The sequence below is a fragment of the Pseudomonas aeruginosa genome (assembly GCF_001457615.1).
Lineage (GTDB): Bacteria > Pseudomonadota > Gammaproteobacteria > Pseudomonadales > Pseudomonadaceae > Pseudomonas > Pseudomonas aeruginosa.
Genome location: NZ_LN831024.1, coordinates 4,375,834 through 4,399,056, shown reverse-complemented (window position 1 = coordinate 4,399,056; position 23,223 = coordinate 4,375,834). Strand labels below are relative to the sequence as shown.

21 protein-coding genes and 2 pseudogenes are annotated in these 23,223 nt (G+C 67.5%); 20 read left to right on the top strand and 3 right to left on the bottom strand.

The window, feature by feature from the left end; translation table 11 throughout:
* The first annotated feature begins 110 nt into the window (after window positions 1–110).
* From dinG to AT700_RS20080, 8 genes are all read left to right on the top strand, one after another.
* On the top strand, window positions 111–2,255 hold the full coding sequence (gene dinG, locus AT700_RS20115; RefSeq protein ID WP_003086351.1) for an ATP-dependent DNA helicase DinG: 2,145 nt from the start codon (window positions 111–113) through the stop codon (window positions 2,253–2,255).
* 78 nt (window positions 2,256–2,333) lie between these two features.
* Complete coding sequence (locus AT700_RS20110) at window positions 2,334–4,607, top strand: beta-agarase (RefSeq protein WP_073653045.1); 2,274 nt, start codon at window positions 2,334–2,336, stop codon at window positions 4,605–4,607.
* 109 nt (window positions 4,608–4,716) lie between these two features.
* The gene (locus AT700_RS20105) at window positions 4,717–5,862 is read left to right on the top strand and encodes an EstA family serine hydrolase (RefSeq protein ID WP_014603184.1); all 1,146 of its coding nucleotides are present in this window, start codon (window positions 4,717–4,719) and stop codon (window positions 5,860–5,862) included.
* 205 nt (window positions 5,863–6,067) lie between these two features.
* Window positions 6,068–6,949, top strand: a complete 882-nt coding sequence (locus AT700_RS20100; RefSeq protein WP_003082037.1) for an OmpA family protein — start codon at window positions 6,068–6,070, stop codon at window positions 6,947–6,949.
* Window positions 6,950–7,047: 98 nt separating this feature from the next.
* Window positions 7,048–7,695 carry a pyridoxamine 5'-phosphate oxidase gene (gene pdxH / locus AT700_RS20095; RefSeq protein WP_003086357.1) on the top strand — a complete coding sequence of 216 codons (648 nt, stop codon included), beginning with the start codon at window positions 7,048–7,050 and terminating at the stop codon, window positions 7,693–7,695.
* A 7-nt stretch (window positions 7,696–7,702) separates the two neighbouring features.
* Window positions 7,703–8,815 carry a CdaR family transcriptional regulator gene (locus tag AT700_RS20090; protein WP_048521303.1) on the top strand — a complete coding sequence of 371 codons (1,113 nt, stop codon included), beginning with the start codon at window positions 7,703–7,705 and terminating at the stop codon, window positions 8,813–8,815.
* 158 nt (window positions 8,816–8,973) lie between these two features.
* On the top strand, window positions 8,974–10,332 hold the full coding sequence (locus AT700_RS20085) for a GntP family permease (protein ID WP_003086363.1): 1,359 nt from the start codon (window positions 8,974–8,976) through the stop codon (window positions 10,330–10,332).
* 41 nt (window positions 10,333–10,373) lie between these two features.
* On the top strand, window positions 10,374–11,519 hold the full coding sequence (locus tag AT700_RS20080) for a glycerate kinase (protein ID WP_003082051.1): 1,146 nt from the start codon (window positions 10,374–10,376) through the stop codon (window positions 11,517–11,519).
* Here AT700_RS20080 and AT700_RS20075 read toward each other — a convergent pair.
* Complete coding sequence (locus AT700_RS20075) at window positions 11,498–11,740, bottom strand: hypothetical protein (RefSeq protein WP_003082053.1); 243 nt, start codon at window positions 11,738–11,740, stop codon at window positions 11,498–11,500. The two genes, AT700_RS20080 and AT700_RS20075, sit on opposite strands and share 22 nt — an antisense overlap.
* A gap of 187 nt (window positions 11,741–11,927) precedes the next feature.
* Here AT700_RS20075 and AT700_RS20070 point away from each other — a divergent pair, with 187 nt between their 5' ends.
* The 11 genes and pseudogenes from AT700_RS20070 to AT700_RS20020 all read left to right on the top strand — a co-directional run bounded on the left by AT700_RS20070 (window position 11,928) and on the right by AT700_RS20020 (window position 21,380).
* The gene (locus tag AT700_RS20070; protein WP_003082056.1) at window positions 11,928–12,392 is read left to right on the top strand and encodes a glycine zipper 2TM domain-containing protein; all 465 of its coding nucleotides are present in this window, start codon (window positions 11,928–11,930) and stop codon (window positions 12,390–12,392) included.
* Between the two features lie 328 nt (window positions 12,393–12,720).
* Window positions 12,721–15,521 (top strand): annotated as a pseudogene (locus AT700_RS20065) (monovalent cation/H+ antiporter subunit A).
* Window positions 15,521–15,859: a Na+/H+ antiporter subunit C gene (locus tag AT700_RS20060; RefSeq protein WP_003082068.1), complete on the top strand. Its 339-nt coding sequence runs from the start codon at window positions 15,521–15,523 to the stop codon at window positions 15,857–15,859. The pseudogene AT700_RS20065 and the gene AT700_RS20060 overlap by 1 nt, the downstream one beginning before the upstream one ends.
* Entirely contained in the window at window positions 15,856–17,355 is a 1,500-nt protein-coding gene (locus tag AT700_RS20055) for a monovalent cation/H+ antiporter subunit D (protein WP_003082071.1), read from the top strand. Before AT700_RS20060 ends, AT700_RS20055 begins: the two co-directional genes overlap by 4 nt.
* Window positions 17,352–17,876 carry a Na+/H+ antiporter subunit E gene (locus AT700_RS20050; protein ID WP_048521300.1) on the top strand — a complete coding sequence of 175 codons (525 nt, stop codon included), beginning with the start codon at window positions 17,352–17,354 and terminating at the stop codon, window positions 17,874–17,876. Before AT700_RS20055 ends, AT700_RS20050 begins: the two co-directional genes overlap by 4 nt.
* Window positions 17,861–18,130: a K+/H+ antiporter subunit F gene (locus AT700_RS20045; protein WP_003082079.1), complete on the top strand. Its 270-nt coding sequence runs from the start codon at window positions 17,861–17,863 to the stop codon at window positions 18,128–18,130. Before AT700_RS20050 ends, AT700_RS20045 begins: the two co-directional genes overlap by 16 nt.
* A complete protein-coding gene (locus AT700_RS20040; protein ID WP_003082083.1) occupies window positions 18,127–18,474 on the top strand; it encodes a Na+/H+ antiporter subunit G in 348 nt (115 codons plus the stop codon). Before AT700_RS20045 ends, AT700_RS20040 begins: the two co-directional genes overlap by 4 nt.
* 113 nt (window positions 18,475–18,587) lie before the next feature.
* Window positions 18,588–19,492, top strand: a pseudogene (locus AT700_RS20035) (DMT family transporter).
* A 10-nt stretch (window positions 19,493–19,502) separates the two neighbouring features.
* Entirely contained in the window at window positions 19,503–20,600 is a 1,098-nt protein-coding gene (locus tag AT700_RS20030) for a PLP-dependent cysteine synthase family protein (protein WP_023109083.1), read from the top strand.
* A 10-nt stretch (window positions 20,601–20,610) separates the two neighbouring features.
* The gene (locus AT700_RS20025) at window positions 20,611–21,132 is read left to right on the top strand and encodes a GNAT family N-acetyltransferase (protein WP_003082093.1); all 522 of its coding nucleotides are present in this window, start codon (window positions 20,611–20,613) and stop codon (window positions 21,130–21,132) included.
* Window positions 21,129–21,380: a hypothetical protein gene (locus tag AT700_RS20020; protein ID WP_003082096.1), complete on the top strand. Its 252-nt coding sequence runs from the start codon at window positions 21,129–21,131 to the stop codon at window positions 21,378–21,380. Before AT700_RS20025 ends, AT700_RS20020 begins: the two co-directional genes overlap by 4 nt.
* Before the next feature lie 30 nt (window positions 21,381–21,410).
* Here AT700_RS20020 and AT700_RS20015 read toward each other — a convergent pair whose 3' ends face one another.
* A complete protein-coding gene (locus tag AT700_RS20015) occupies window positions 21,411–22,076 on the bottom strand; it encodes a COG3650 family protein (RefSeq protein WP_003082099.1) in 666 nt (221 codons plus the stop codon).
* Between the two features lie 94 nt (window positions 22,077–22,170).
* Between AT700_RS20015 and AT700_RS20010 the strand changes: the two genes are divergently transcribed.
* Window positions 22,171–22,569, top strand: coding sequence for a DUF488 domain-containing protein (locus AT700_RS20010; RefSeq protein WP_003116310.1), 399 nt, complete (start codon window positions 22,171–22,173; stop codon window positions 22,567–22,569).
* Between the two features lie 10 nt (window positions 22,570–22,579).
* Here the strand turns inward: AT700_RS20010 and AT700_RS20005 are convergent, their stop codons facing one another.
* Entirely contained in the window at window positions 22,580–23,179 is a 600-nt protein-coding gene (locus AT700_RS20005; RefSeq protein WP_010792069.1) for a short chain dehydrogenase, read from the bottom strand.
* Window positions 23,180–23,223: the final 44 nt, after the last annotated feature.

The window sequence follows — 23,223 nt, the reverse complement described above, 5'->3', positions numbered from 1 at the left end:
GTTGTGACGAAGCGCGTTATCATAGCCGCCCTGTCGAACCACTGAAAATTTATCCAGCTATGGCGCGCCGGCGGATTCGTCTTCCGCTGCGCGCCGGGCCCAGGAATTCCATGCTCAGCGCCGAACTCAAGTCCCAGATCCAGGGTGCCTACACCCGCTTTCTCGAAGCCAAGGAGCTGAAGCCTCGCTATGGCCAGCGCCTGATGATCGCCGAAGTGGCCAAGGCCCTCGGCGCGATCAAGGAGGACGAGGAGGGGCACCGCGAGGGCGAGCCGGCGGTGGTCGCGGTGGAGGCCGGAACCGGTACCGGCAAGACCGTGGCCTACAGCCTGGCGGCGATCGCCTGCGCCAAGGCCAGTGGCAAGCGCCTGGTGATAGCCACCGCGACCGTCGCCCTGCAGGAGCAGATCGTCCACAAGGATCTTCCCGACCTGCTGCGCAACAGCGGGCTGGCCTTCAGCTTCGCCCTGGCCAAGGGCCGCGGGCGCTACCTGTGCCTGTCCAAGCTCGACGTGCTGCTGCAGGAAGGCCAGGCGCAGAGCGCGACGGCGCAACTGTTCGCCGACGACGGTTTCAACATCGATGTCGACGAGACCAGCAGCAAGCTGTTCAACCAGATGATCGAACGCCTGGCCGGCAACCGCTGGGACGGCGACCGCGACAGCTGGCCGGAGGCGATCGACGACGCGCATTGGGCGCAGCTCACCACCGATCACAGCCAGTGCACCAACCGACATTGCCCGAACTTCCAGCAGTGCGCCTTCTACAAGGCGCGCGAAGGGATGACCAAGGTCGACGTGATCGTCACCAACCACGACCTGGTCCTGGCTGACCTGGCCCTGGGCGGCGGCGCCATCCTGCCCGATCCGCGCGAGACCCTCTACGTGTTCGACGAGGGCCATCACCTGCCGGACAAGGCGATTGGCCATTTCGCCCATTTCACCCGCCTGCGCGCTACCGCCGACTGGCTGGAGCAGATCGCCAAGAACCTCACCAAGCTGCTCGCCCAGCACCCGCTGCCGGGCGACCTCGGCCGCCTGATCGAACAGGTGCCGGAGCTGGCCCGGGAGATCAAGACCCAGCAGCAGTTCATGTTCACCGCCTGCGAAGAGATCGGCGATTTCCGCGCCGGCGAGGACATGGAAGGTCGCGAGCGGCCGCGTCACCGTTTCGTCGGCGGGGTGGTCCCCGAGCATATCCGCGAGATGGGCATCGAGCTGAAGAAAGGCTTCTCCAAGCTGACCGACCTGTTCACCCGCCTCACCGATATCCTCAAGGAGGCGATGGACGGCGAAGGCGCCGGCGGCATCGCCAGCCACCAGGCGGAGGAGTGGTACCCGCTGTTCGGTAGTCTTTTGGCGCGCGCCCAGGGCAACTGGGAACTGTGGACCGCCTTCACCTGCGAGGACCCGCAGGACAGCCCGCCGATGGCGCGCTGGCTGACCCTCGCCGAGAGCGGCAGCTTCTACGACATCGAAGCCAACGCCAGCCCGATCCTCGCCGCCGAGACCCTGCGCCGCAACCTGTGGAACGTCGCCTATGGCGTGCTGGTGACCTCGGCGACCCTGACCGCGTTGGGCACCTTCGACCGCTACCGCATGCGCGCGGGCCTGCCGCGCAACGCGGTCACCGCGGTGGTGCCGAGCCCCTTCCACCATGCCGAGGCCGGGGTATTGCGGGTCCCCGACCTCAAGGCGGATCCGCGCAACGCCGCCGAGCACACCGCGGCGATCATTCGCGAGCTGCCGGAACTGGTGAAGGGCGCGCGCGGCAGCCTGGTGCTGTTCTCCTCGCGCAAGCAGATGCAGGAAGTCTTCGACGGTCTCGACCGCGACTGGCGCAAGCGGGTGTTCATCCAGGGCAACCTGTCCAAGCAGGAAACCCTGAACAAGCACAAGTCGCGAGTCGACGACGGCGAGGACAGCGTGCTCTTCGGCCTCGCCAGTTTCGCCGAAGGCGTGGACCTGCCGGGGGCCTATTGCGAACACGTGGTGATCGCCAAGATTCCCTTCGCGGTACCCGACGACCCGGTGGAGGCGGCGCTGGCCGAGTGGATCGAGGCGCGCGGCGGCAATCCGTTCATGGAGATCGCCGTGCCAGACGCCTCGCTGCGGTTGGTCCAGGCCTGCGGGCGGCTGCTGCGCACCGAGCAGGACCGCGGCACCATCACCCTGCTGGACCGCCGCGTGGTCACCCAGCGCTACGGCAAGGCTATCCTCAATGCATTGCCGCCGTTCCGCCGGGAAATCGCCTGACGCGCTGGCCTGCGCGGGAGGGCGCCAGCCTTCACGTCCGAGCCGCATCAGGAATTCCCGGCATTTGCCCAGGCCGGGATGGAGTTAAGGAAAACAGGCTTCATGATCCGTTCGCGTTGGCATCTTCCCCTGCTTCTCGGCCTGCTCGCGGTGGCCACGCCGCTGGCGGCGAGCGACACTCAGCAGGTGCTGTTCAACTTCGTCAAGCCAATGGCCGTGGTCGGCATCACCCTTGAGGATGCCGACCTGCCCAGCGCGACGGCGGAGGCCACCCCGGAGGGCGACATTCTCCGTCGCGTCACCTTCAGCCCGGCGCAACGGCCCACCTTGCGCATGAGTCCGGCGCAGGGCCGTTGGGACTGGTCCGCAGCGGACTACGTGAGCCTGCGCATCCAGAACGCCATGAGCTGGGACATGACCCTGGAGGTCGCGATCGAGGGCGAGCAGGGCGCGCCGGGGTTGCAGGCATCCATAGAGCTTCCGGCAGGCCCGCCGCAGACCCTGCTGGTGCCGTTGCGGGCGGTTTCGCCAGAGGCTCTGGGCATGCGTGCGGGGCCGCCGATGCCGCAGATGGTCGAAGGCCAGCGGATGCTGCTGGCGCCACGCGTGGAGGGCTCGCTGGACCGCGCCAGGGTCGGGGCGCTGAGCCTGTCCCTGCGCTCGCCGCAAGCTCCCCAGAGCATCCTGCTCGGACGTTTCGGCATACGCGCAGGGAGGGCGGTGGAGCGGAGCATCCTGACCGGCCTGATCGATCGTTATGGCCAGTACAGCCGCGCCGACTGGCCGGAAAAGATTCGTTCCGACGAACAGTTGCGCAGCGCCTATGCGGCCGAGGCCGCACAGCTCCGCGACTGGGAGCGGCAGACACCGGCGCGCGACCGTTTCGGCGGCCTGCTGGGTGGGCCGGTGTTCGAAGCCAGCGGTTTCTTCCGCACGGAAAAACGTGGCGGGCGCTGGTGGCTGGTTACTCCGGAAGGACATCCGTTCTGGTCGCTGGGCGTTAATGCGGTGACCGCCGACGGCAGCCGGACCTACGTCGAGGGACGCGAGCCGATGTTCGCCGAACTGCCGGCGGAGGGTGAGCCGCTGGCCGCATTCTTCGGTGAGGGCGACGACCGCCGCGGCGTCGCCGCGCAGGCCGGGCGGCGCTTCGGGCATGGCCGCTGGTTCGATTTCCTCGGTGCCAATCGCCAGCGCATCGCTCCCCAGGCGAGTGCCGACCAGCTCGCCGGCGAATGGCGCCAGCGCACCCTGGAGCGCCTCTCGGCATGGGGTTTCAACAGCCTCGGCAACTGGAGCGATCCGGCGCTCGCCGCACAGGCGCGGATGCCCTACAGCCTGCCGCTGTCGATCGCCGGCGACTACGCCACGGTCAGCAGCGGTTTCGACTGGTGGGGAGCCATGCCCGATCCCTTCGACCCGCGCTTCGCCATGGCCGCCGAGCGCGTCATCGCCATCGCTGCTCGCGACCACCGCGACGATCCCTGGCTGCTCGGCTACTACGCCGACAACGAACTGGCCTGGGCCGGGCGCGACGGCTCGGCCCAGGCGCGCTACGGCCTCGCTTTCGGAGCCTTGACGCTGTCCATGGACAGTCCGGCGAAGCGCGCCTTCGTCAAGCAATTGAAAGCCAAGTACCTGGGCCATGAGGCATTGGCCGAGGCCTGGGGCATCGAGCTGGCCGCCTGGGAGGCCCTGGAGGCGCCGGGCTACGCGGCTCCGCTGCCGGGCGAGGGGCATCCGGCCATCGCCGAGGACTACAGCGCCTTCCTCCGGCTGTATGCCGACGCTTACTTCAAGACCCTGCGCGACGCCCTGCAATGGCACGCACCGAACCACCTCCTGCTCGGCGGCCGCTTCGCCGTCAGCACTCCCGAGGCGATCACCTCCTGCGCCCGGTATTGCGACCTGCTCAGTTTCAACCTCTATACGCCGTTGCCCGGGCAGGGCCTGGACGACTCCCTGCTGGCGCGGCTGGACAAGCCGGTGCTGATCAGCGAGTTCCACTTCGGCTCGCGGGATCGCGGTCCGTTCTGGGGTGGTGTCAGCGAGGCGGCCAATGAGCGGGCGCGCGGCGACTCCTACCGAACGTTCCTGGAGGCGGCGCTGAAGAGTCCGTATATCGTCGGCGCCCACTGGTTCCAGTACCTCGACCAACCGGCCAGCGGGCGTCTGCTGGACGGCGAGAACGGCCATATCGGCCTGGTCGGGATCACGGGCTTGCCGTTCGCCGGCTTCGTCGACACGGTGCGCCGAAGCAACCTTGCCGCCCTGTCGCGACTGTCGGCGATGGCCAGGTCCATGCCTGCCGTCGAGCCTCTGCCGCCGCGCGAGGATTCAGCCGGTTCATGAGCGCGCATTCACCGCCGCCCGCTTGCGGCGAACCCCTCTTATGTCAGGGTTCACAAGGCCGCCGAGGGCTGGAAGAATGCCCCGACCACTTTCCCACCGGAACTTGCCCATGACGCCCCAAGGCCACTGTGACAGCCGTTTCGCCCCGCTTGCCGAGGCCTTCGCCCGGCTTTTCGACAATCCGCAGGAGCGCGGCGCGGCGTTGTGCCTGGAGGTCGGTGGCGAGACGGTGGTCGACCTCTGGGGCGGCGTCGCGGACAAGGACGGCGAGCAGCCCTGGCAGCGCGACACCATCCTCAATCTGTTCTCCTGCACCAAGACCTTCACCGCCGTTGCCGTGCTGCAACTGGTGGCCGAGGGCAAGCTCGAACTGGACGCGCCGGTGGCACGCTACTGGCCCGAGTTCGCCGCGGCCGGCAAGGCAGCGATCAGCGTGCGCCAGTTGCTCTGCCATCGCGCCGGCCTGCCGGCGCTGCGCGAGCAGATGCCGCCCGAGGCACTCTACGACTGGCAGGCGATGACCACGGCACTGGCCGCCGAGGAGCCCTGGTGGACGCCTGGCGAAGCGCACGGCTATGCACCGATTACCTATGGCTGGCTGCTCGGCGAGGTGATCCGCCGGGTCGACGGCCGCGAGCCGGGCGAGGCCATCGTGGCGCGCACCGCGGCACCGCTGGGCCTGGATTTCCATGTCGGCCTGGACGACAGCCAGTTCGGCCGCGTCGCCCACATGGCACGGAGCAAGGGCAGCCTCGGCGACGCTGCCGCCCAGCGCATGCTGAAGACCATGATGAGCGAGCCATTGGCGCTGACCACCCGTGCCTTCACCAATCCGCCGTCGATCCTCACCAGCACCAACAAGCCGGAATGGCGACGCATGCAGCAGCCGGCCGCCAATGGCCATGGCAACGCGCGCGCGCTCGCCGGCTTCTATAGCGGCCTGTTGCGGGGACGTTTGCTGGAAGATGAACTGCTGGGCCAGTTGGCCCACGAACACGCGGTAGGCGAGGATCGGACCTTGCTGACCCGGACCCGCTTCGGCCTCGGCACCATGCTCGACCAACCGGGCGTGGCCAATGCGACCTACGGACTCGGCCCCAAGGCCTTCGGCCACCCTGGGGCGGGTGGCTCGATCGGCTTCGCCGATCCCGAGCGCGACCTGGCTTTTTCCTTTGTCAGCAACGCCTTGGGGCCGTATGTGCTGATGGATCCGCGGGCGCAGCAGCTGGCGCGTGTCGCGGGGGAGTGTCTGTAATCCGTTGGTTAACTTTTAACCGCTTGTCGGCTCGACGCTAAATTTCATTGCCAAATAATGGCTTAGCGACACAATCTAAAGCGTCGTATGAGATAGGGCGTTGCCGGGGCAGTGGATCGACTCCGGCATCGCTGCGATGTGACCGGCGGTTGAGCCGAATGTTCCATCGGGCTCGCCTTCTTTCACTTCCAACGGACCCCGACGTATGAAACTGCTTAAGACCTCGACGCTTCTTCTCTGCATGACCGCCTCCGGCTGCAGCTATTTCCAGACCCAGGACGCTTCCTCGCAGCCAGCCAAGGCTCCGGCCGAGCAGGCTTCCAGCCATTCATGGTGGCCGTTCGGCAAGGACGACGGACAGACCGTCGCCAAGCAGGCCACGGAACAGAAGGCCGAAGCCGAGCATGTCGGCTCCAGCCACTGGTGGTGGCCGTTCGGCAAGGACGAAGGCGGTCGGGACGTAGCCGCCAAGGCTGCGGAGCAGAAGGCCGAGATCGCCGCGGCGAAGAAAGAAGTCGCCGCCGCAGCCGAGCCGAAGGCCGCCAACCCCTGGTGGTGGCCGTTCGGCGCCAGCTCGGCGAGCAAGGCGTCGGGCAAGCCGGCACTGGTCCAGCAGAAGGTCACCAAGGAGTGGCTGGATGCCCATGAGAAAGCCCTGCGCGAAGCGATCGCCGGTAGCGAGTTCACCCTCGAACGCCGCGACAACGCATTGATCGTCATCGCCCCCGCCGACTACTCGTTCAATCCCAAGCGCCACACCATGCTGATGCCGATCACCCTCAACCCGCTGGGCAAGGTCGCCAAGATGGCCCAGGCCGATCCGCAGAGCGGTATCCTGGTACTCGGCCATACCGACAGCACCGGCAGCAAGGCGGTCAACGACAAGCTGAGCTTCGAGCGTGCCCAGTCGGTGGCGGCGATCTTCCGCCTCAGCGGCCTGAAAGGCGACCAATTGCGCCTGAAGGGGGTCGGTTCCGACATGCCGCGCGCGGACAACGCCAGCGCTGCCGGCCGCGCCCAGAACCGTCGCGTCGAAGTGCTCTATACCCAGCGCGCCAGCCTGCTGTCCCTGGCCCAGGGCAACTGAGCCGAACCGGGGCAGGGCGCTTGGCGCCATTGTCCCGGATCAAGCGCGAGGCGGAGTCTGCGGTTAAGCTATGGCGCATTTCCCCCTGGAGATGCGCCATGACCCAGTCCCTGGCCGATATGCGCCGCGAGTACACCCGCGATGGCCTCAGCGAGGCCAACGCCCCTAGCGATCCCTTCAGCCTGTTCCGCCAGTGGTTCGACGACGCGGTGAAGACCGAGCGCCTGCCGGTCGAACCCAACGCCATGACCCTGGCCACCGTCGACGCCGACGGCTATCCGCATTGCCGTATCCTCCTGCTCAAGGGCCTCGACGAGCGCGGCTTCACCTTCTTCACCAACTACGAAAGCGCCAAGGGCCGGCAACTGGCGGCCAATCCGCGGGCGGCCATGACCTTCTTCTGGCCGGCTCTGGAGCGCCAGGTGCGCATCGAAGGCAGCGTCGAGAAGGTCACTCCCGAGGAATCCGACGCCTACTACCAGGTGCGTCCGCTGGGCAGTCGCCTGGGCGCCTGGGCCTCGCCGCAGAGCCGGGTCATCGCCGATCGCGCCGAGCTGGAACGGCTGCTCGCGGACACCGAGCGGCGTTTCGCCGACCAGCCGCCGAGCTGTCCCGAGCACTGGGGCGGCTACCGTCTCCTGCCGCAGCGCATCGAGTTCTGGCAGGGGCGGCCGAGCCGCCTGCACGACCGTCTCGACTATCGACGCCAGGACGGCGGCTGGTCGCGCGAACGCCTGGCGCCCTGAGTCCTCCATGTTCGAACTGGATTCGACGCTGGCGCAGCACATCGTCGATCGGGCGATGGCGATCCTGCCGCACAACATCAATGTGATGGATGCCCAGGGCATGATCATCGGCAGCGGCGATCCATCGCGCCTGCATACCCGCCACGAAGGGGCGCAACTGGTGCTGGCCAACCGGCGGGTGGTGGAAATCGACGAGCAGGCCGCCGCCTGCCTGCGCGGGGTGCGGCCAGGGGTGAACCTGCCGTTGCTGCACGCCGAGCGGCTGGTCGGCGTGCTCGGCATCACCGGCGCGCCGGAGGTGGTCCGGCCCTATGCCGAGCTGGTGCGGATGGCAGCGGAAATGCTCATGGAACAGCGCCAGATGCAGGACGAGCGACACTGGCAACGCCAGCGTCACGAAGCCTGGCTGCGCCAGTTGCTCGATCCCAGCCACGGCCTCGGGGCGCTGGCGGCCGATGCCGAACACCTGGGGCTGGCCATGCACTGGCCGCGCCAGGCGGTCTTCCTGGAGCTGCCCGAGCATGCCGATCCGCTGTCTTGCCAGGCTCGCCTGCTGGCGGCACTCGGCGGCCGGGCGGAGCACTGGAGCGCGGCGCTGGGCGAGCGCCTGGTGTTCTGGTGCCGGCCGGTAGCCCACGCAGATACGCTCGAGCACTGGCTGGAGCGCGCCGACGCGCGCGGCTGGGGCGTGGCGCGCCTGTGTGCCGGCGACCCGGCGCATGACCTGGCCGAGCTGCGCGCCTCGGCCTGCGCCGCGCGCGACCTGCTGGACTATGCGCGCAGCCGGTTGCCCGGTCGGCGGGTCGTGACCCTGGACGGACACCGCCTCGCCAGCCTGCTGTTCAGCCAGCGCGACAGTTGGCAGGTGCGGCAGCTGCTGGCGCCCTTGCAGCGGTTGCTCGACCACGATCCGCAAGGTTCGCTGGCCGCTACCCTGGAGTCCTGGTGCGCCCATGACGGTCACGCCCAGGCCTGTGCCCAGGCGCTGGGGATCCATCGCAACAGCCTGCGCTACCGACTGGAGCGCATCGCTTCGATCAGCGGGCTCGATCTCGCTCGCCTGGAGCACCGCCAGCAATTGTTGCTGGGGCTGCAATTGCTCGTTCCGCGCCGCGGGTAACGGGCGATCAATCGATTCACTGTGCAGTCGCACAAAATGTTCCCCTTCCAGCGCCGTCTTCCTCTGGCCGTTGCACAAGGCGTGTCCGGTCCCGACGGAGCGAAAATGACCCGCCCCTGGGCGCCCATCCCACACCCATAACAACAAGGAGGCGGCTCATGACCCTGGTCCTGATCCTGCTGGCGTTGATCGCCTTTATCGTCCTGTCCACCACGCGACTCAAGCTGCACCCGTTCCTCGCCCTGCTGGCGGCCGCGCTGATCGCCGGCTTCGCCTACCAGGTACCCACGGCGGAAATCGTCAAGACCGTTACCGGCGGCTTCGGCAGCATCCTCGGCTACATCGGCATCGTCATCGTGCTCGGCACCATCATCGGGGTGATCCTCGAGCGCAGCGGTGCGGCGATCACCATGGCGGAAAGCGTGATCCGCCTGCTCGGCGAACGCTTCCCGACCCTGACCATGTCGATCATCGGCTACCTGGTGTCGATCCCGGTGTTCTGCGATTCCGGCTTCGTCATCCTCAACTCGCTGAAGAACGCCCTGGCGGCGCGGATGAAGATATCCACCATCGCCATGAGCGTGGCCCTGGCCACCGGTCTCTACGCCACCCACACCTTCGTGCCGCCGACCCCGGGACCGATCGCCGCGGCCGGCAACCTCGGCCTGGACGCCAGCCTTGGCCTGGTGATCGTGGTCGGCCTGGTGGTCGCCTTCGTCACCGCGATGGCCGGCATGTGGTGGGCCAATCGCTTCGTCGGCAAGGACATTCCCCTGGTCGACGACGGCCAGGTCGTCCAGACCGAAGAGGATTTCAGCGAGCTGCGTGCCCGCTACGGCAAGCTGCCCAGCGCGACCCAGGCGTTCGCGCCGATCTTCGTACCGATCCTGTTGATCTGCCTTGGCTCGGTCGCGGTATTCCCGAGCAAGCCGCTGGGCGAGGGCGTACTGTTCGCCTGCCTGAACTTCCTCGGTCAACCGGTGATCGCCCTGCTGGTCGGCCTGGCGCTGGCCTGCACCCTGCTCAAGGGCCAGAGCAAGCGCGAGGAATTCCATGAGCGCGTGGTGGAAGGCATCCAGTCGGCCGCGCCGATCCTGCTGATCACCGGCGCCGGCGGCGCCTTCGGTGCGATGCTGAAGATCACTCCGCTCGGCGACTACCTGGGCAGCACCCTGTCAGCGTTGGGCATCGGCCTGTTCATGCCGTTCGTGGTGGCGGCCGCGCTGAAGACCGCACAGGGCTCGACCACCGTGGCGCTGGTCACCACCTCGGCGCTGGTCGCTCCGCTGCTGCCGCAGCTCGGCCTGGACAGCGAGATGGGCCGGGTGCTGACGGTCATGGCGATCGGTGCCGGAGCGATGACGGTGTCCCACGCCAATGACAGCTTCTTCTGGGTGGTCACACAGTTCAGCCGCATGACCGTATCCACTGCCTATCGCGCCCAGACCCTGGCGACCCTGGTCCAGGGTATCGCCGGTATGCTCGCGGTATGGCTGCTCAGCCTTGTGCTGCTCTGATTGAAGCGGGGCCGGGGACTCCCGGCCCTGCGAGGTGACTGATGAAAATCGTGATTGCTCCTGATTCGTTCAAGGAAAGCCTGTCCGCGCCCGACGTCGCCGAGGCTATCGCCCGCGGCTGGCGGCGAGTCTTCCCGCAGGCCGAGGTGTTGCTGCGGCCACTGGCGGACGGCGGCGAAGGCACGGTCGATGCGGTACTCGCCGCCACCGCCGGCGAACGTCGCGAATGCCGTGTCGAAGGCCCGCTCGGTGAGCCGACCCTGGCGCACTGGGGCTGGCTGGACGACGCCACCGCAGTGATCGAAATGGCTTCCGCCAGCGGCTTGCACCTGGTCCCGCGCGACCGCCGCGACGCCACGCGCAGCAGCAGCCGTGGCACTGGCGAGCTGATCCGTGCGGCGCTGGACGCCGGGGCGCGGAAGATTATCCTCGGCCTCGGCGGCAGCGCTACCAACGATGCCGGCGCCGGCCTGCTGGGCGCGCTCGGCGTGCGTTTCCTGGCTGCCGACGGCGAGGAACTGGCGCCCGGCGGCGCCGCGCTGGCTGGCCTGCACAGTCTCGACCTGGGCGGGCTGGATCCGCGCCTGGTGGATGTCGCGGTGGAAGTCGCCGCAGACGTCGACAACCCGCTATGCGGGCCGCGCGGCGCGTCGGCGGTGTTCGGTCCGCAGAAGGGCGCCAGCGCCGAACAGGTGGCGCAACTGGATGCCGCCCTGGCGCACTTCGCCAAGGTGGTCGCGGCGACCCTTGGCGAGGACTTCAGCCGGGTGCCGGGCGTCGGCGCCGCCGGCGGCCTGGGTTTCGCCGCGAGGGCATTCCTCCGCGCGCGTTTCCGCCCAGGCATCGAACTGGTGGCGGAGCTGGCCGGGCTGGCCGATGCGCTGGTCGGTGCCGACCTGGTGCTGACCGGCGAGGGCCGTCTGGATGCGCAGAGCCTGCACGGCAAGACCCCGGTGGGCGTGGCGCGGATCGCGCGCCAGGCCGGCGTTCCCGTGGTAGCCCTGGCCGGCAGCCTGGGCGACGGCTACCAGCGCCTGCACGACGCCGGCATCGATGCGGCGTTCAGCCTGGCGCCGGGACCGATCAGCCTGGAGCAGGCCTGTGCCGGAGCGGCGGCGGAACTGGAGGCGCGCGCCGAGCAGATCGCCCGGCTCTGGCGCCTGGCTCAGGCTTCGCGGGAAGGGTAGTCGGCGGCGGCGCGCTCCAGCCAGGCCGGCAGGTCGCGCCGCTTCACCTTGCTGGCCTTGGCCTCGGCCAGTCGCTGTAACAGATAGTCACGCTTTTGCGGGTCGTCGCCGGCGAATGACAGCGCCAGGTCGCGGTCCATCCAGCGGCGGATGCGCCAGTAGATCCACCAGTGGAAATACAGGCCGGCGGCGGTGGTGACGACGATGATGAAATAGTCCATGGCTGTTCCTTCTGCGGGCGCTCACCCTAGCCGATCGGTCCCGCCGATGAAAGCGGGAGGGTTCGGTCGAAACTGAACGAACCTGTACCATTGCTGAATCGATTCGATTATCTCGCGCCGGCCAGGTGACAGGAGCGGCTGCGGGAGAGTCTAATATTCGTCAGTTATCCCTTTCGGAGATGCCGTTATGCGCAAGTCTGCCTTGATCGTTGCTTCCTTCACCGCCATGGCCCTGGCTCTTGGCGGCTGCCAATCCAGCCTCACCGGCGATACCTACAGCCGTGAGGAAGCCCGTACCGTGCAGACTGTACGCATGGGCACCATCCAGGCCTTGCGCCCGGTCAAGATCGAAGGCACCAAGACCCCGATCGGTTCCATCGCCGGTGCCGGCGTCGGCGGTGTCGCCGGCAGCGCGGTGGGCGGCGGCAAGGGCAGCTACGTCGCGGCCATCATCGGCGCGGTCGCTGGCGGCCTGCTGGGCGCGGCTACCGAAGAAGGCCTGACGCGCACCCAGGGCGTCGAGATCACCGTGCGCGAAGACGACGGCAGCACCCGCGCCTATGTCCAGCAGGTCGACCAGGGCCAGATCTTCCGCGTCGGCGAGCGCGTGCGCATCCTGACCGTCAACGGCACCAGCCGCGTCGCCCACTGATTCTTCCCACGTTATCCCGCGGCCGGCATTTCGCCGGCCGTTTTCGTTGTAGCGCCGAACCACTGCCGGCGTTGTCTTGCTAAGCTTCAAGTCGTTGCCGTTGCAGAGTTTTTTTCGGCTTTCCGGCAGTCGGAACGCCTGAATTTTGTAATAATTCAATCCATGACGTTCGTTCGATAGATTGCGATAATCGTAGTTCCGTCGCGCCGCGCCTGCCGGTGGCCGATGGGGCTTCGAGCTGCTGGCGATCCGGCCGCGCACCGACAACCGCGGGGAAGCACCGCCGGCCAGGCATGCCGGGGGCTCCGCCATCGAAGAGGAGTAGCCCATGATTCTGGCGCTGATCATCGCGCTGCCGTTCATGGGGGCGTTGTTGCCCCTGCTTGCCGAGCGTGGCGGCCGCACCTTGTGCGCGGCGTCCGCCGGCGTGGCGCCGCTGATCGGCCTGATCCTGTTGCTCGGACAGCGCGGCACGGTGTTCGCCGGGCAGACCCTGACCGCCAGCTATTCCTGGCTGCCGGAAATCGGCATCAACCTCAGCTTGCGCCTGGACGGCCTCGGTTTCCTCTTCGCCCTGCTGATCCTCGGCATCGGCCTGCTGGTGATCCTCTACGCCCGCTACTACCTCTCCGAACAGGAGCCGATGGGGCGTTTCTTCGCTTTCCTGCTGCTGTTCATGGGCTCCATGCTCGGCGTGGTGCTCGCGGAAAATCTCTTGCTGATGATGCTCTTCTGGGAGCTGACCAGCCTGTCCTCGTTCCTGCTCATCGGCTTCTGGGGCAGCCGTTCCGACGCCCGCAAGGGTGCGAGGATGGCCCTGACCGTTACCGGAGGGGGCGGCCTGGCGCTGCTGGCCGGGGTGCTGCTGCTCGGCCACATCGCCGGCAGCTTCGAACTCACCGAGGTCCTCGCGGCTGGCGAGCTGATCCGCGCCCACGCTCTGTATCCGCTGGTGCTGATACTGATCCTGCTCGGCGTGTTCACCAAGTCGGCGCAGTTTCCCTTCCATTTCTGGCTGCCCCACGCGATGGCGGCGCCGACCCCGGTTTCCGCGTACCTGCACTCGGCGACCATGGTCAAGGCCGGCGTATTCCTGCTGGCCCGGCTGTATCCGGCGCTGGCCGGCACCGAGTGGTTCTTCTACCTGGTCAGCCTGAGCGGCCTGGTGACGCTGTTGCTGGGGGCCGGCATGGCACTGTTCCAGCATGACCTGAAGGGGCTGCTGGCCTACTCGACGATCAGCCACCTGGGCCTGATCACCCTGCTGTTCGGCCTCGACTCCCCGCTGTCGAACGTCGCCGCGGTGTTCCACATCATCAACCACGCGACCTTCAAGGCCTCGCTGTTCATGGCCGCCGGGATCATCGACCACGAGACCGGCAGCCGCGACATGCGCCTGATCAACGGGATGTGGAAGTACCTGCCGCATACCGCGGTGCTGGCCATCGTCGCCTCCCTGGCGATGGCCGGGGTGCCGCTGCTGAACGGCTTCCTCAGCAAGGAGATGTTCTTCGGCGAAACCCTCAGCCAGAACCTGCTGGGCAGCTTCAACTGGCTGGTGCCGGCGGTGGCGACCCTGGCCGGCGTGTTCTCGGTGGCCTATTCGCTGCGTTTCATCCACGACGTGTTCTTCAACGGCGAGCCGGCCCGGTTGCCGAAGTTCCCGCCCCACGAGCCGCCGCGCTACATGAAGGTACCGGTGGAGATCCTGGTGTTCCTCTGCCTGTTGGTCGGCATGCTGCCGGCCTACACCGTGGCGCCGCTGCTGGCCGCCGCCGCCAGTGCCAGCCTTGGCGGGCAACTGCCGGAATACAGCCTGGCGATCTGGCACGGTTTCAACCTGCCATTGCTGATGAGCGTGGTGGCGCTGGTTGGCGGTGTGCTGGTCTATGTCCTGCGCAAGCCGCTGTTCAACTGGTACGCCGGGTTACCGGAGGTGGACGCCAAGCTGGTCTTCGAGCAGCAGGTGCAACGTGTGGTGGCCCTGGCCGCGCGCCTGACCGCCTGGCTGGAGAACGGGTCACTGCAGCGCTACCTGGCCTGGCTGCTGGGCGCGGCGCTGGTCGTGGTGGCGGTCGAGCTGGCACCGCTGGCGAGGCTGACCGGCTCGCGCGGCCTGACCCCGCTGGACGGTATCACCGCCCTGGGCATGCTGGTGCTGGCCTTCAGCGGCCTGGCCACGGCGCTGTTCCATCGCATGCGCCTGGTCGCGCTATTGATCCTCAGCGTCGCCGGCCTGCTGGTGGCCCTGGCCTTCGCTCGCTTCTCGGCCCGGACCTGGCGCTGACCCAGTTGTCGGTGGAAGTGGTGACCATGGTCCTGCTGATGCTGGCGCTGTATTTCCTGCCCTCGCGCACTCCGGCGGAGTCCTCCAGCCTGCGCGGCTTGCGCGACGTGGCGCTGGCCGGCGGGGTCGGCATGCTGGTGGCGCTGCTGGCCTACGCGGTGCTGACCCGGCCCTACGAGAGCATCGCCGGATTCTTCGTCGAGAACAGCGTCTCCGGGGGCGGCGGCTACAACGTGGTCAACGTCATCCTGGTGGACTTCCGTGGTTTCGATACCCTCGGCGAGATCAGCGTGCTGGCGATTGCCGGCGTCGGTATCTACGCGATGCTCGCCGGTTTCGCCCTGCACAAGCCGACCTGCGACCCGCAGGGTCGCAACTGGGCCCACGCCAAGCACCCGCTGATCCTGGAAACCCTGTCGCGGGTGCTGCTGCCGCTGGCGTTGCTGATCTCGGTGTTCATCTTCCTGCGCGGCCACAACCTGCCGGGCGGAGGTTTCATCGCCGGCCTGGTGACTGCCATCGCCCTGGTGCTGCAATACATCGCCAGCGGCTCGCAGTGGGTCGAGCAGCGCCTGCCGCTGAACTATGCGGCCATGGCTGGCGCCGGAGTGCTGATCGCCGGGCTCACCGGGCTCGGCAGCTGGCTGTTCGGCTATCCGTTCCTGACTTCCGCGTTCGGCCACTTCGAGTTGCCGCTGATCGGCGAGATCGAGCTGGCCACGGCGATGCTGTTCGACCTCGGCGTGTACCTCACCGTGGTCGGTGCCGCGCTGCTGATCCTGTCCTACCTCGGCAAGCTCAGCCTGATGCCTGAACCCGTCGCACAAGAGGAGGCGCTCTGATGGAAGCCCTGTTCGCCATCACCCTCGGCCTGCTCACCGCCAGCGGCGTCTACCTGCTGCTGCGGGCGAGGACTTTCCCGGTGGTGCTCGGTCTCACGCTGATCTCCTACGCGGTCAACCTGTTCCTGTTCGCCATGGGCCGGCTCGGCGGCAGCGTCGCGGTGATCGGCACTCCCGGGGAGTATGGTGATCCGTTGCCGCAGGCGCTGGTGCTGACCGCCATCGTCATCGGCTTCGCCATGACCGCCTTTGTCGTGGTCCTGGCCCTGCGTGGCCTCGGTGACCTCGGCAGCGACCACGTAGATGGACGCCCGGACGAGGAGGAGCCGCGCCCATGAGCCATTGGCTGATCCTGCCGATCCTGCTCCCCCTGTTTGCCGGCAGCCTGCTGCTGTTGCCGCTGGCCGAGCGCTGGCAGCGCGGCCTGTCGTTGCTCGCGGCGCTGGCACTGATCCCCCTGAGCCTGCTGCTGATACGTACGGCCGCCAGCGGCGACCTGAGCGTCTATGCCCTGGGCAACTGGGCCGCGCCGTTCGGCATCGTGCTCATGCTCGATCGTCTCGCCGCCCTGATGCTGCTGGCCACCGCGGTGCTCGGCAGCGCCGCGCTGATCTACGCGCTGCGTGGCGACGACCGCCTGGGCAAGCATTTCCACGCGTTGTTCCAGTTCCAGCTGCTCGGTATCAACGGCGCCTTCCTGACCGGCGACCTGTTCAACCTGTTCGTGTTCTTCGAGATACTCCTGATCGCCTCCTACGCGTTGCTCCTGCATGGCGGCGGCGCGGAGCGGGTGCGCTCGGGCTTGCACTACGTGATCCTAAACCTGGTCGGCTCGGCGTTCTTCCTGATCGCCGTGGGTACCCTGTATGGCCTCACCGGCACCCTGAACATGGCCGACATGGCGCAGAAGATCGCCATGGCAGATGCCGAGCGCGCGCCGCTGCTGGCGGCAGCCGGGCTCCTGCTGCTGGTGGTGTTCGCCCTGAAGGCGGCGCTGTTGCCGCTGTACTTCTGGCTGCCGCGCGCCTATGCCGCGGCCAGCGCGCCGGTGGCGGCGCTGTTCGCGATCATGACCAAGGTCGGCATCTACTCGATCCTGCGGGTCTACACGCTGGTCTTCGGCGATGCCGCCGGCGAGCTGGCCAACCTGGCGCAGGCCTGGCTCTGGCCGCTGGCCCTGGCGACCCTCGGCCTGGGCGCGATCGGTGCCTTGGCGGCGCGGACCCTGCAAGGCCTGCTGGCCTACCTGGTGGTGGTCTCCGCCGGAACCCTCCTGGCTGGCGTGGCGTTGGGCAGCGAGCGGGCGCTGGCGGCGTCGCTGTACTACCTGCTGCACAGTACCTGGATCGCCGGTGGCCTGTTCCTGCTCGCCGACCTGGTCGCCCGCCAGCGCGGCGACAAGGCCGGCGACCTGGTCCAGGGCCCGGCGTTGCAGAATCCTCGGTTGCTCGGCGGGGCTTTCTTCATCGGCGCCATCGCCGTTGCCGGTCTGCCGCCATTGTCGGGGTTCTTCGGCAAGGTCATGCTTTTGCAGTCGGTCGCTCCCGGCAGCCAGGCGCTGGCCCTATGGAGCGTGGTACTGGGCAGCGGCCTGGTGGCGCTGGTGGCGTTGAGCCGGGCCGGCAGCACGCTGTTCTGGCGCACCGGGCATACCGTGCTCGGTAGCGCCGAACTGGACCACGGCCGCTTGTTCGCCTGCATCCTGTTGCTCTCCGCCGGCCCGTTGCTGGTGTTCGCCGCGAAGCCGCTGCTGGCCTACGTCCAGGCCACCGCGGCGCAGTTGCACGACCTCGACCTGTATCGCCAGATCATCACCCGCGGAGGTGCCGCATGATCAGCTGCTCGTTGCCGCGTCCGCTTCTTCGCGTACTGCCTCATCCCGTGCTTAGTGTCCTGCTGTTGCTGGTCTGGTTGCTGCTGGTGGATTCCTTCGCCATTGGCCACTGGCTGCTCGGCGCCTTCCTCGGCGTGTGCATTCCGCTGCTGACCAACCGCCTGCTGGTCGGGCGCAGCCAGGAGTGGCATCCGTTGCTGCTGCTGAAGCTGCTGGCGCTGGTGATGTGGGACATCCTCGTCGCCAACATCCAGGTCGCCCGCCTGACCCTCGGACCGATCGAGCGCTTGCGTCCGGCCTTCGTCGAGGTGCCGATCGAGCTGGAGAACGACCTCGCCATCAGCGTGCTGGTGAGCATCGTCTCGCTGACCCCGGGGTCGGTGTCGTCGGACCTCAGCGACGACCGCAAGACCTTGCTGGTGCACGGCCTCGACGTGCCGGACAAGGCGGCGCTGATCGCCGAGATCAAGCAACGCTACGAAGCGCCGCTGAAGGAGATCTTCCCATGCTCGCTTACGTGATCCCGCTGTGCCTGGCGCTGCTCGGCCTGGCCCTGTTGCTGACCCTGGCGCGCCTGGTCAAGGGGCCGTGCCTGCCGGACCGGGCGCTGGCGCTGGACACCCTCTACGTGAACGCCATCGCGCTGCTGGTGCTGTACGGCATCTGGCGCGACAGCGACCTGTTCTTCGAGGCGGCGCTGCTGATCGCGGTGCTCGGCTTCGTCGGTACGGTGGCGGTGGCCAAATACATGCTGCGCGGAGACATCATCGAATGACTGGCGAACCCCTGAGCCTGTGGCTGGAAATCATCGTCTCGGCGTTCCTCCTGCTGGGCAGCGCCTTCGTCCTGATCGGCGCGATCGGCCTGTACCGCCTGCCGGACTTCTTCATGCGCCTGCACGGGCCGACCAAGGCCACCACCCTCGGGGTCGGCGGGGTGATCGTCGCCTCGCTGATCTATTTCTCCAACCGCCAGGCGGGCATCAGCCTGCACGAATTGCTGATCAGCCTGTTCCTCTTCATCAGCGCCCCGGTCAGCGCCTACATGCTGGCCAAGGCCGCGGTGCTGCAGCAGTTGCCGCTGGAGAAGAAGACTCGCGGCAAGCCCTGGGAGCAGTGAGGCCCGGCGCAACAGTTTTGCCCGCTTTCTGTGCCTGTCGGCGCAGCTAGCCGGCTGCCTATACTGGGAGTCCTTTTTCCGGCGCCGCGGCGGCGCCCGTGGTGGAGATTCCCTTGACTCGGACGCGCTGGTTCGCCCTGGCCTGCCTGATCCTGGCGATGGCGCTGTGGGGCAGTTCGTACGTGGTGCTGAAGGTCGCTTTCCGCGAACTGCCGCCGCTCTGGGTGATCTTCGGTCGCATGGCCCTCGGCAGCCTGGTGTTCCTCGTTGCCTGGCGCTGGCGCGGACGCATCGACTACCGCCCGGGCGACTGGAAGTACCTGCTCGGCCTGGCCGTCTGCGAACCCTGCCTGTACTTCCTCTGCGAATCCTTCGCCCTGCAATACACCAGCGCGGCCCAGGCCGGGATGATCACCGCGCTGCTGCCGTTGCTGGTGGCGGTGGGGCCTGGTTGCTGCTGCACGAACGGATCGGCCGGATGACCTGGATCGGCTTTGGCCTGGCGGTGCTCGGTTCGATCTGGCTGAGCCTCGCCGGCGAGCCCGACCTGCACGCGCCGCAGCCGCTGCTGGGCAACTTCTTCGAACTTCTCGCGATGCTCTGCGCCACCGGCTATACCCTGTTGCTGAAGCACCTTTCGGCGCGCTACTCGGCATTCGCCCTGACCGCCATGCAGGCCTTCGTCGGCACGCTGTTCTTCCTGCCGCTGGCGCTGGCCAGCGCCGACCTGCCGAGCCAGCCCAGCGCGCTGGGGATCCAGGCGGTGGTGTATCTCGGCGTGGTGGTCACGGTGGGCGCCTACGGCCTGTACAACTTCGGCGTCGGTCGACTGCCGGCCAGCCAGGCCTCGGGCTTCATCAACCTGATCCCGGTCTTCACCCTGGTATTCGCCGCGCTGTTCCTCGGCGAAACCCTCAACGGCCCGCAGATGCTCGCTGCCGGCCTGGTCTTCATCGGCGTCGCCATCAGCCAGTGGCGCAGCGCTCCGCCGCCGCCTCCGGCCGGCGTCCTGAACTGAAGGAGTTTCCATGACCGTCGACCACCGCCAATGGGCCCGCGAGGCGATCCGCATCATCGAAGCGGATTTCCAGCGCAGCGCCGATACCCATTTGATCCCCCTGGAGACTCCCGGCCTGCCTGGCGTCGAACTGTACTTCAAGGACGAGTCCAGCCACCCCACCGGCAGCCTCAAGCATCGCCTGGCGCGCTCGCTGTTCCTCTATGCGCTGTGCAACGGCTGGCTCAGGCCGGCCGCGCCGGTGATCGAGGCATCGAGCGGTTCCACGGCGATTTCCGAAGCCTATTTCGCACGCCTGCTGGGCCTGCCCTTCATCGCCGTGATGCCGGCCAGCACCTCGAAGGAAAAGATCGCCCAGATCGCCTTCTACGGCGGCCAGAGCCACCTGGTGGAGGACCCCACCCAGATTTACGCCGAGTCCGAACGCCTGGCGCGGGAGAGCGGTGGCCATTTCATGGACCAGTTCACCTATGCCGAGCGCGCCACCGACTGGCGGGCGAACAACAACATCGCCGAATCGATCTTCCAGCAGATGCGCCACGAGCCGTACCCGACCCCGACCTGGCTGATCTCCAGCCCCGGTACCGGCGGCACCCTGGCGACCCTCGGCCGCTACGTGCGCTATCGCCAGCACTGCACCCGGGTACTCTGCGCCGACGCCGAGCGTTCGGTGTTCTTCGACGCCTATGTCAGCGGCGACCGTGGCCTGACCCTGGATTGCGGTTCGCGGATCGAGGGCATCGGCCGGCCGCGGGTCGAGGCGTCCTTCCTGCCGGAAGTGATCGACGCGATGGTCAAGGTGCCGGACGCCTGGTCGCTGGCGGCCATGCATTACCTGGCCCGACGCCTGGGGCGGCGGGTCGGCGGCTCCAGCGGAACCAACCTGATCGGCGCCCTGGTGGCCGCACGGCAAATGGTCGCGGCCGGCGAGAAGGGTTCGCTGGTGGCGATTCTCTGCGACGGCGGCGAACGCTATGCGACCACCTATTACGATCCGGTCTGGCTGGCCAGGCAGGGCTATGCGCTGGAACCCCTGGTCGAGGCGCTGGCTGCCTGCATCGAGCGGAGCGTGGCGTTGCCCGACGGGCTGCTGGTGGCTGGACTTTGAAGGAGTGGATATGCACCGTTTGCGAGCTGCCGAAACCGGCGATATCGAGGCCATGACCGACCTGTTGCTGCGCCACGGGCCGAATCCCTGGAACCATTTGCCGGAGGAGGGGGTGCGTGCGCATCTGCGAGCCATCGCCGACGGCGAGGTACGTGCCGTCCTGGCCGAGCGCGACGATCGGCTGCTGGGGTTCGCCAGCTTCCGTCGCACCGAGGATTTCGCCCATTACCAGCCGCAGCGTGCCGATGCGCCGCGGGCCTACATCTGCGAGGCGGTAGTGCATCCGGCGGCGGCCGGCCAGGGGCTCGGCAGCGCGTTGCTGGAGGCGGTGCTGGCCCAACTGGCCGACGAAGGCATCGAGGACGTCTATATCGATCGTCACGAAGAGAACCTGGCGTCGGCGGGAATGATGCGCAAGGCCGGCTTCGTCGAGCTGGAAACCTACGCCGATCCGGCGCGGCGACCGAACGGCTCGGGGCGCTCGACAGTGTGCCATCGCAATCTTTCCCTCCAGCGCAGAGCCGTGCGATGAGTTTCATCCGCCTCAAGGTGCGCGCCGCCTTCATGGTCCACGGCTACGACGCGGACAACCGGGAAATCGTCGAGCAGATCGGCGAGGAACGCTTCGTCGAGAAACTGCTGCGCATCGAACGGATCCAGTCGATCAGCGAGAAATACCTGCTGGTCAGCGCCTCCCACGGGCGCGTCGCCTACTGGGAATACGAGGGCGGCCTGACGGCGCTGCGGCGGCGCCTGGAGCAGGCCGGACTGCTCTTGTAGGGAAGGGCTGCCGCTGCGCGGCCCCTCGCTTCACTTGCCCAGTGCGCCCGGATAGGCGCAGCCGCGCAGCGTCTCGCCATCGATGCGCAGTTCGGCGGAGTAGCTGCTGAAGGCGCCGCTCATGCTGTCGGTGCAGGACGACGGGGCGATCCACAATTCGACCTTCTTGCCGTTCGCCTCGCTGGAATAGCTGGTGCTGCCGTTCGGCAGTTCCTCGGCGACGTAAGGCAAGGCCAGGGTCTCGTGTTCGGGGCGGTCCAGGCGCAGGCCCTGATTGTTCACCCTGGCGCTCCAGAAGGGTTCGTTGCCGTTGGCGGCGAAGGTCAGCAGCTTGAAGTTCGGGTCGTCGCAGCCGGGGCCCTCGTTCTGCACGCGGTACAGTCGGCTGACCTCCAGCTTGCCGTCGGTACCGCGGACCTTGGCCGGTCCCATGGTGCCGCGCAGGTCGACGAACAGGCCCTGGGCGCCGTCGTCGAACAGGCTGTCGGCTTCGCGGCGCAGGCCGGTATTGGCCACGTCCTCGATGCTGAACAGGCGCTTCTCGGTACAGGGGCGGAATTGCAGCGCGCCGTTGATCTTCACCAGTTCGCCCTGGAAGCGGGTGTCTACACTGGTGCTCGGCGATTCGGGCTTCCACACCTGGCAGGCGGCGAACAAGGGGAGCAGGCTGTAGACCAGCAGACGGGCAGGGCGCATAGGGAAGACTCCATCGAAAATGCGCCCACGTTACCGAGCGTCCGGGCCTAGCTCAAGTCCGGATCGGACTTCATCGCAACCAGGGAGTCGATCGATGATCCAATGCAAGCGTGTATACGAACCGGCGTCGCCCGCCGATGGCCGGCGCGTACTGGTGGACCGGCTGTGGCCGCGCGGCATCCGCAAGGAAGCCCTGGCCATGGACGACTGGCTGAAGGACGTGGCGCCCTCCAACGAGGTGCGCAAGCAGTTCTGCCACGATCCGGCACTCTTCGACAGCTTCCGCGAACACTACCGCGCCGAGTTGCAGGCGCACCCGGAACATTGGTGGGGCCTGCTCGACAGCGCTCGGGAGGGCACCCTGACGCTGCTCTACGGCGCCCACGACCAGCAGCACAACAATGCCGTGGTGCTGGCCGAGTTCCTCGAGGAGGAGCTGGACCGCCAGCAGCCGGGCAGTTCGCCGACCTGCTACGCCGACCGCCTCTCCTGAGAAATATCGCTTACCAGATGCGGTACACCTGGCCGGTCTGCGCGCCTTCCACGCTGCGTGCGTAACCCAGCGCGGCGTCCGCCGCCGGAACCGGCTTGAAGCCACGGAAGTAGGGCGCGTAGCCGGGCAGCGCCTCGCTGACCACGGTCGGGCTGACGGCGTTGATGCGCAGGCCGCGCGGCAACTCCAGGGCTGCGCCGCGGACGAAGCCCTCGACGGCGCAGTTGACCATGCTCGCCGAACTGCCGAAGCGGATCGGCTGCTCGGCGAGCACGCCGCTGGTGAGGGTGAAGGAGCCCCCGTCGTTGGCGTACTCGCGGCCGAGCAGTACCAGGTTGACCTGGCCCATCAGCTTGTCGCGCAGGCCGAGCTGGTATTGCGCCTCGCCCATTTCCTCCAGGGCGCCGAAGTGCACCTTGCCGACCGCGGCGACCAGCGCGTCGAAGCGACCGGTTTTCTCGAACAGGGCGCGAATGGAGTCTGAGTCGCTGATGTCGACCTGGAAATCGCCGCTGCTGTTGCCTACCCGGACGATCTCGTGGCGCTCGCAGAGTTCTTTGTCGATACCCTTGCCAAGGGTGCCGCTGGCGCCGATCAGGATGATTTTCATACAGGCCTCTCGTTGAGTGAAGGTGAGTGGTTTCCAGTGTAGAG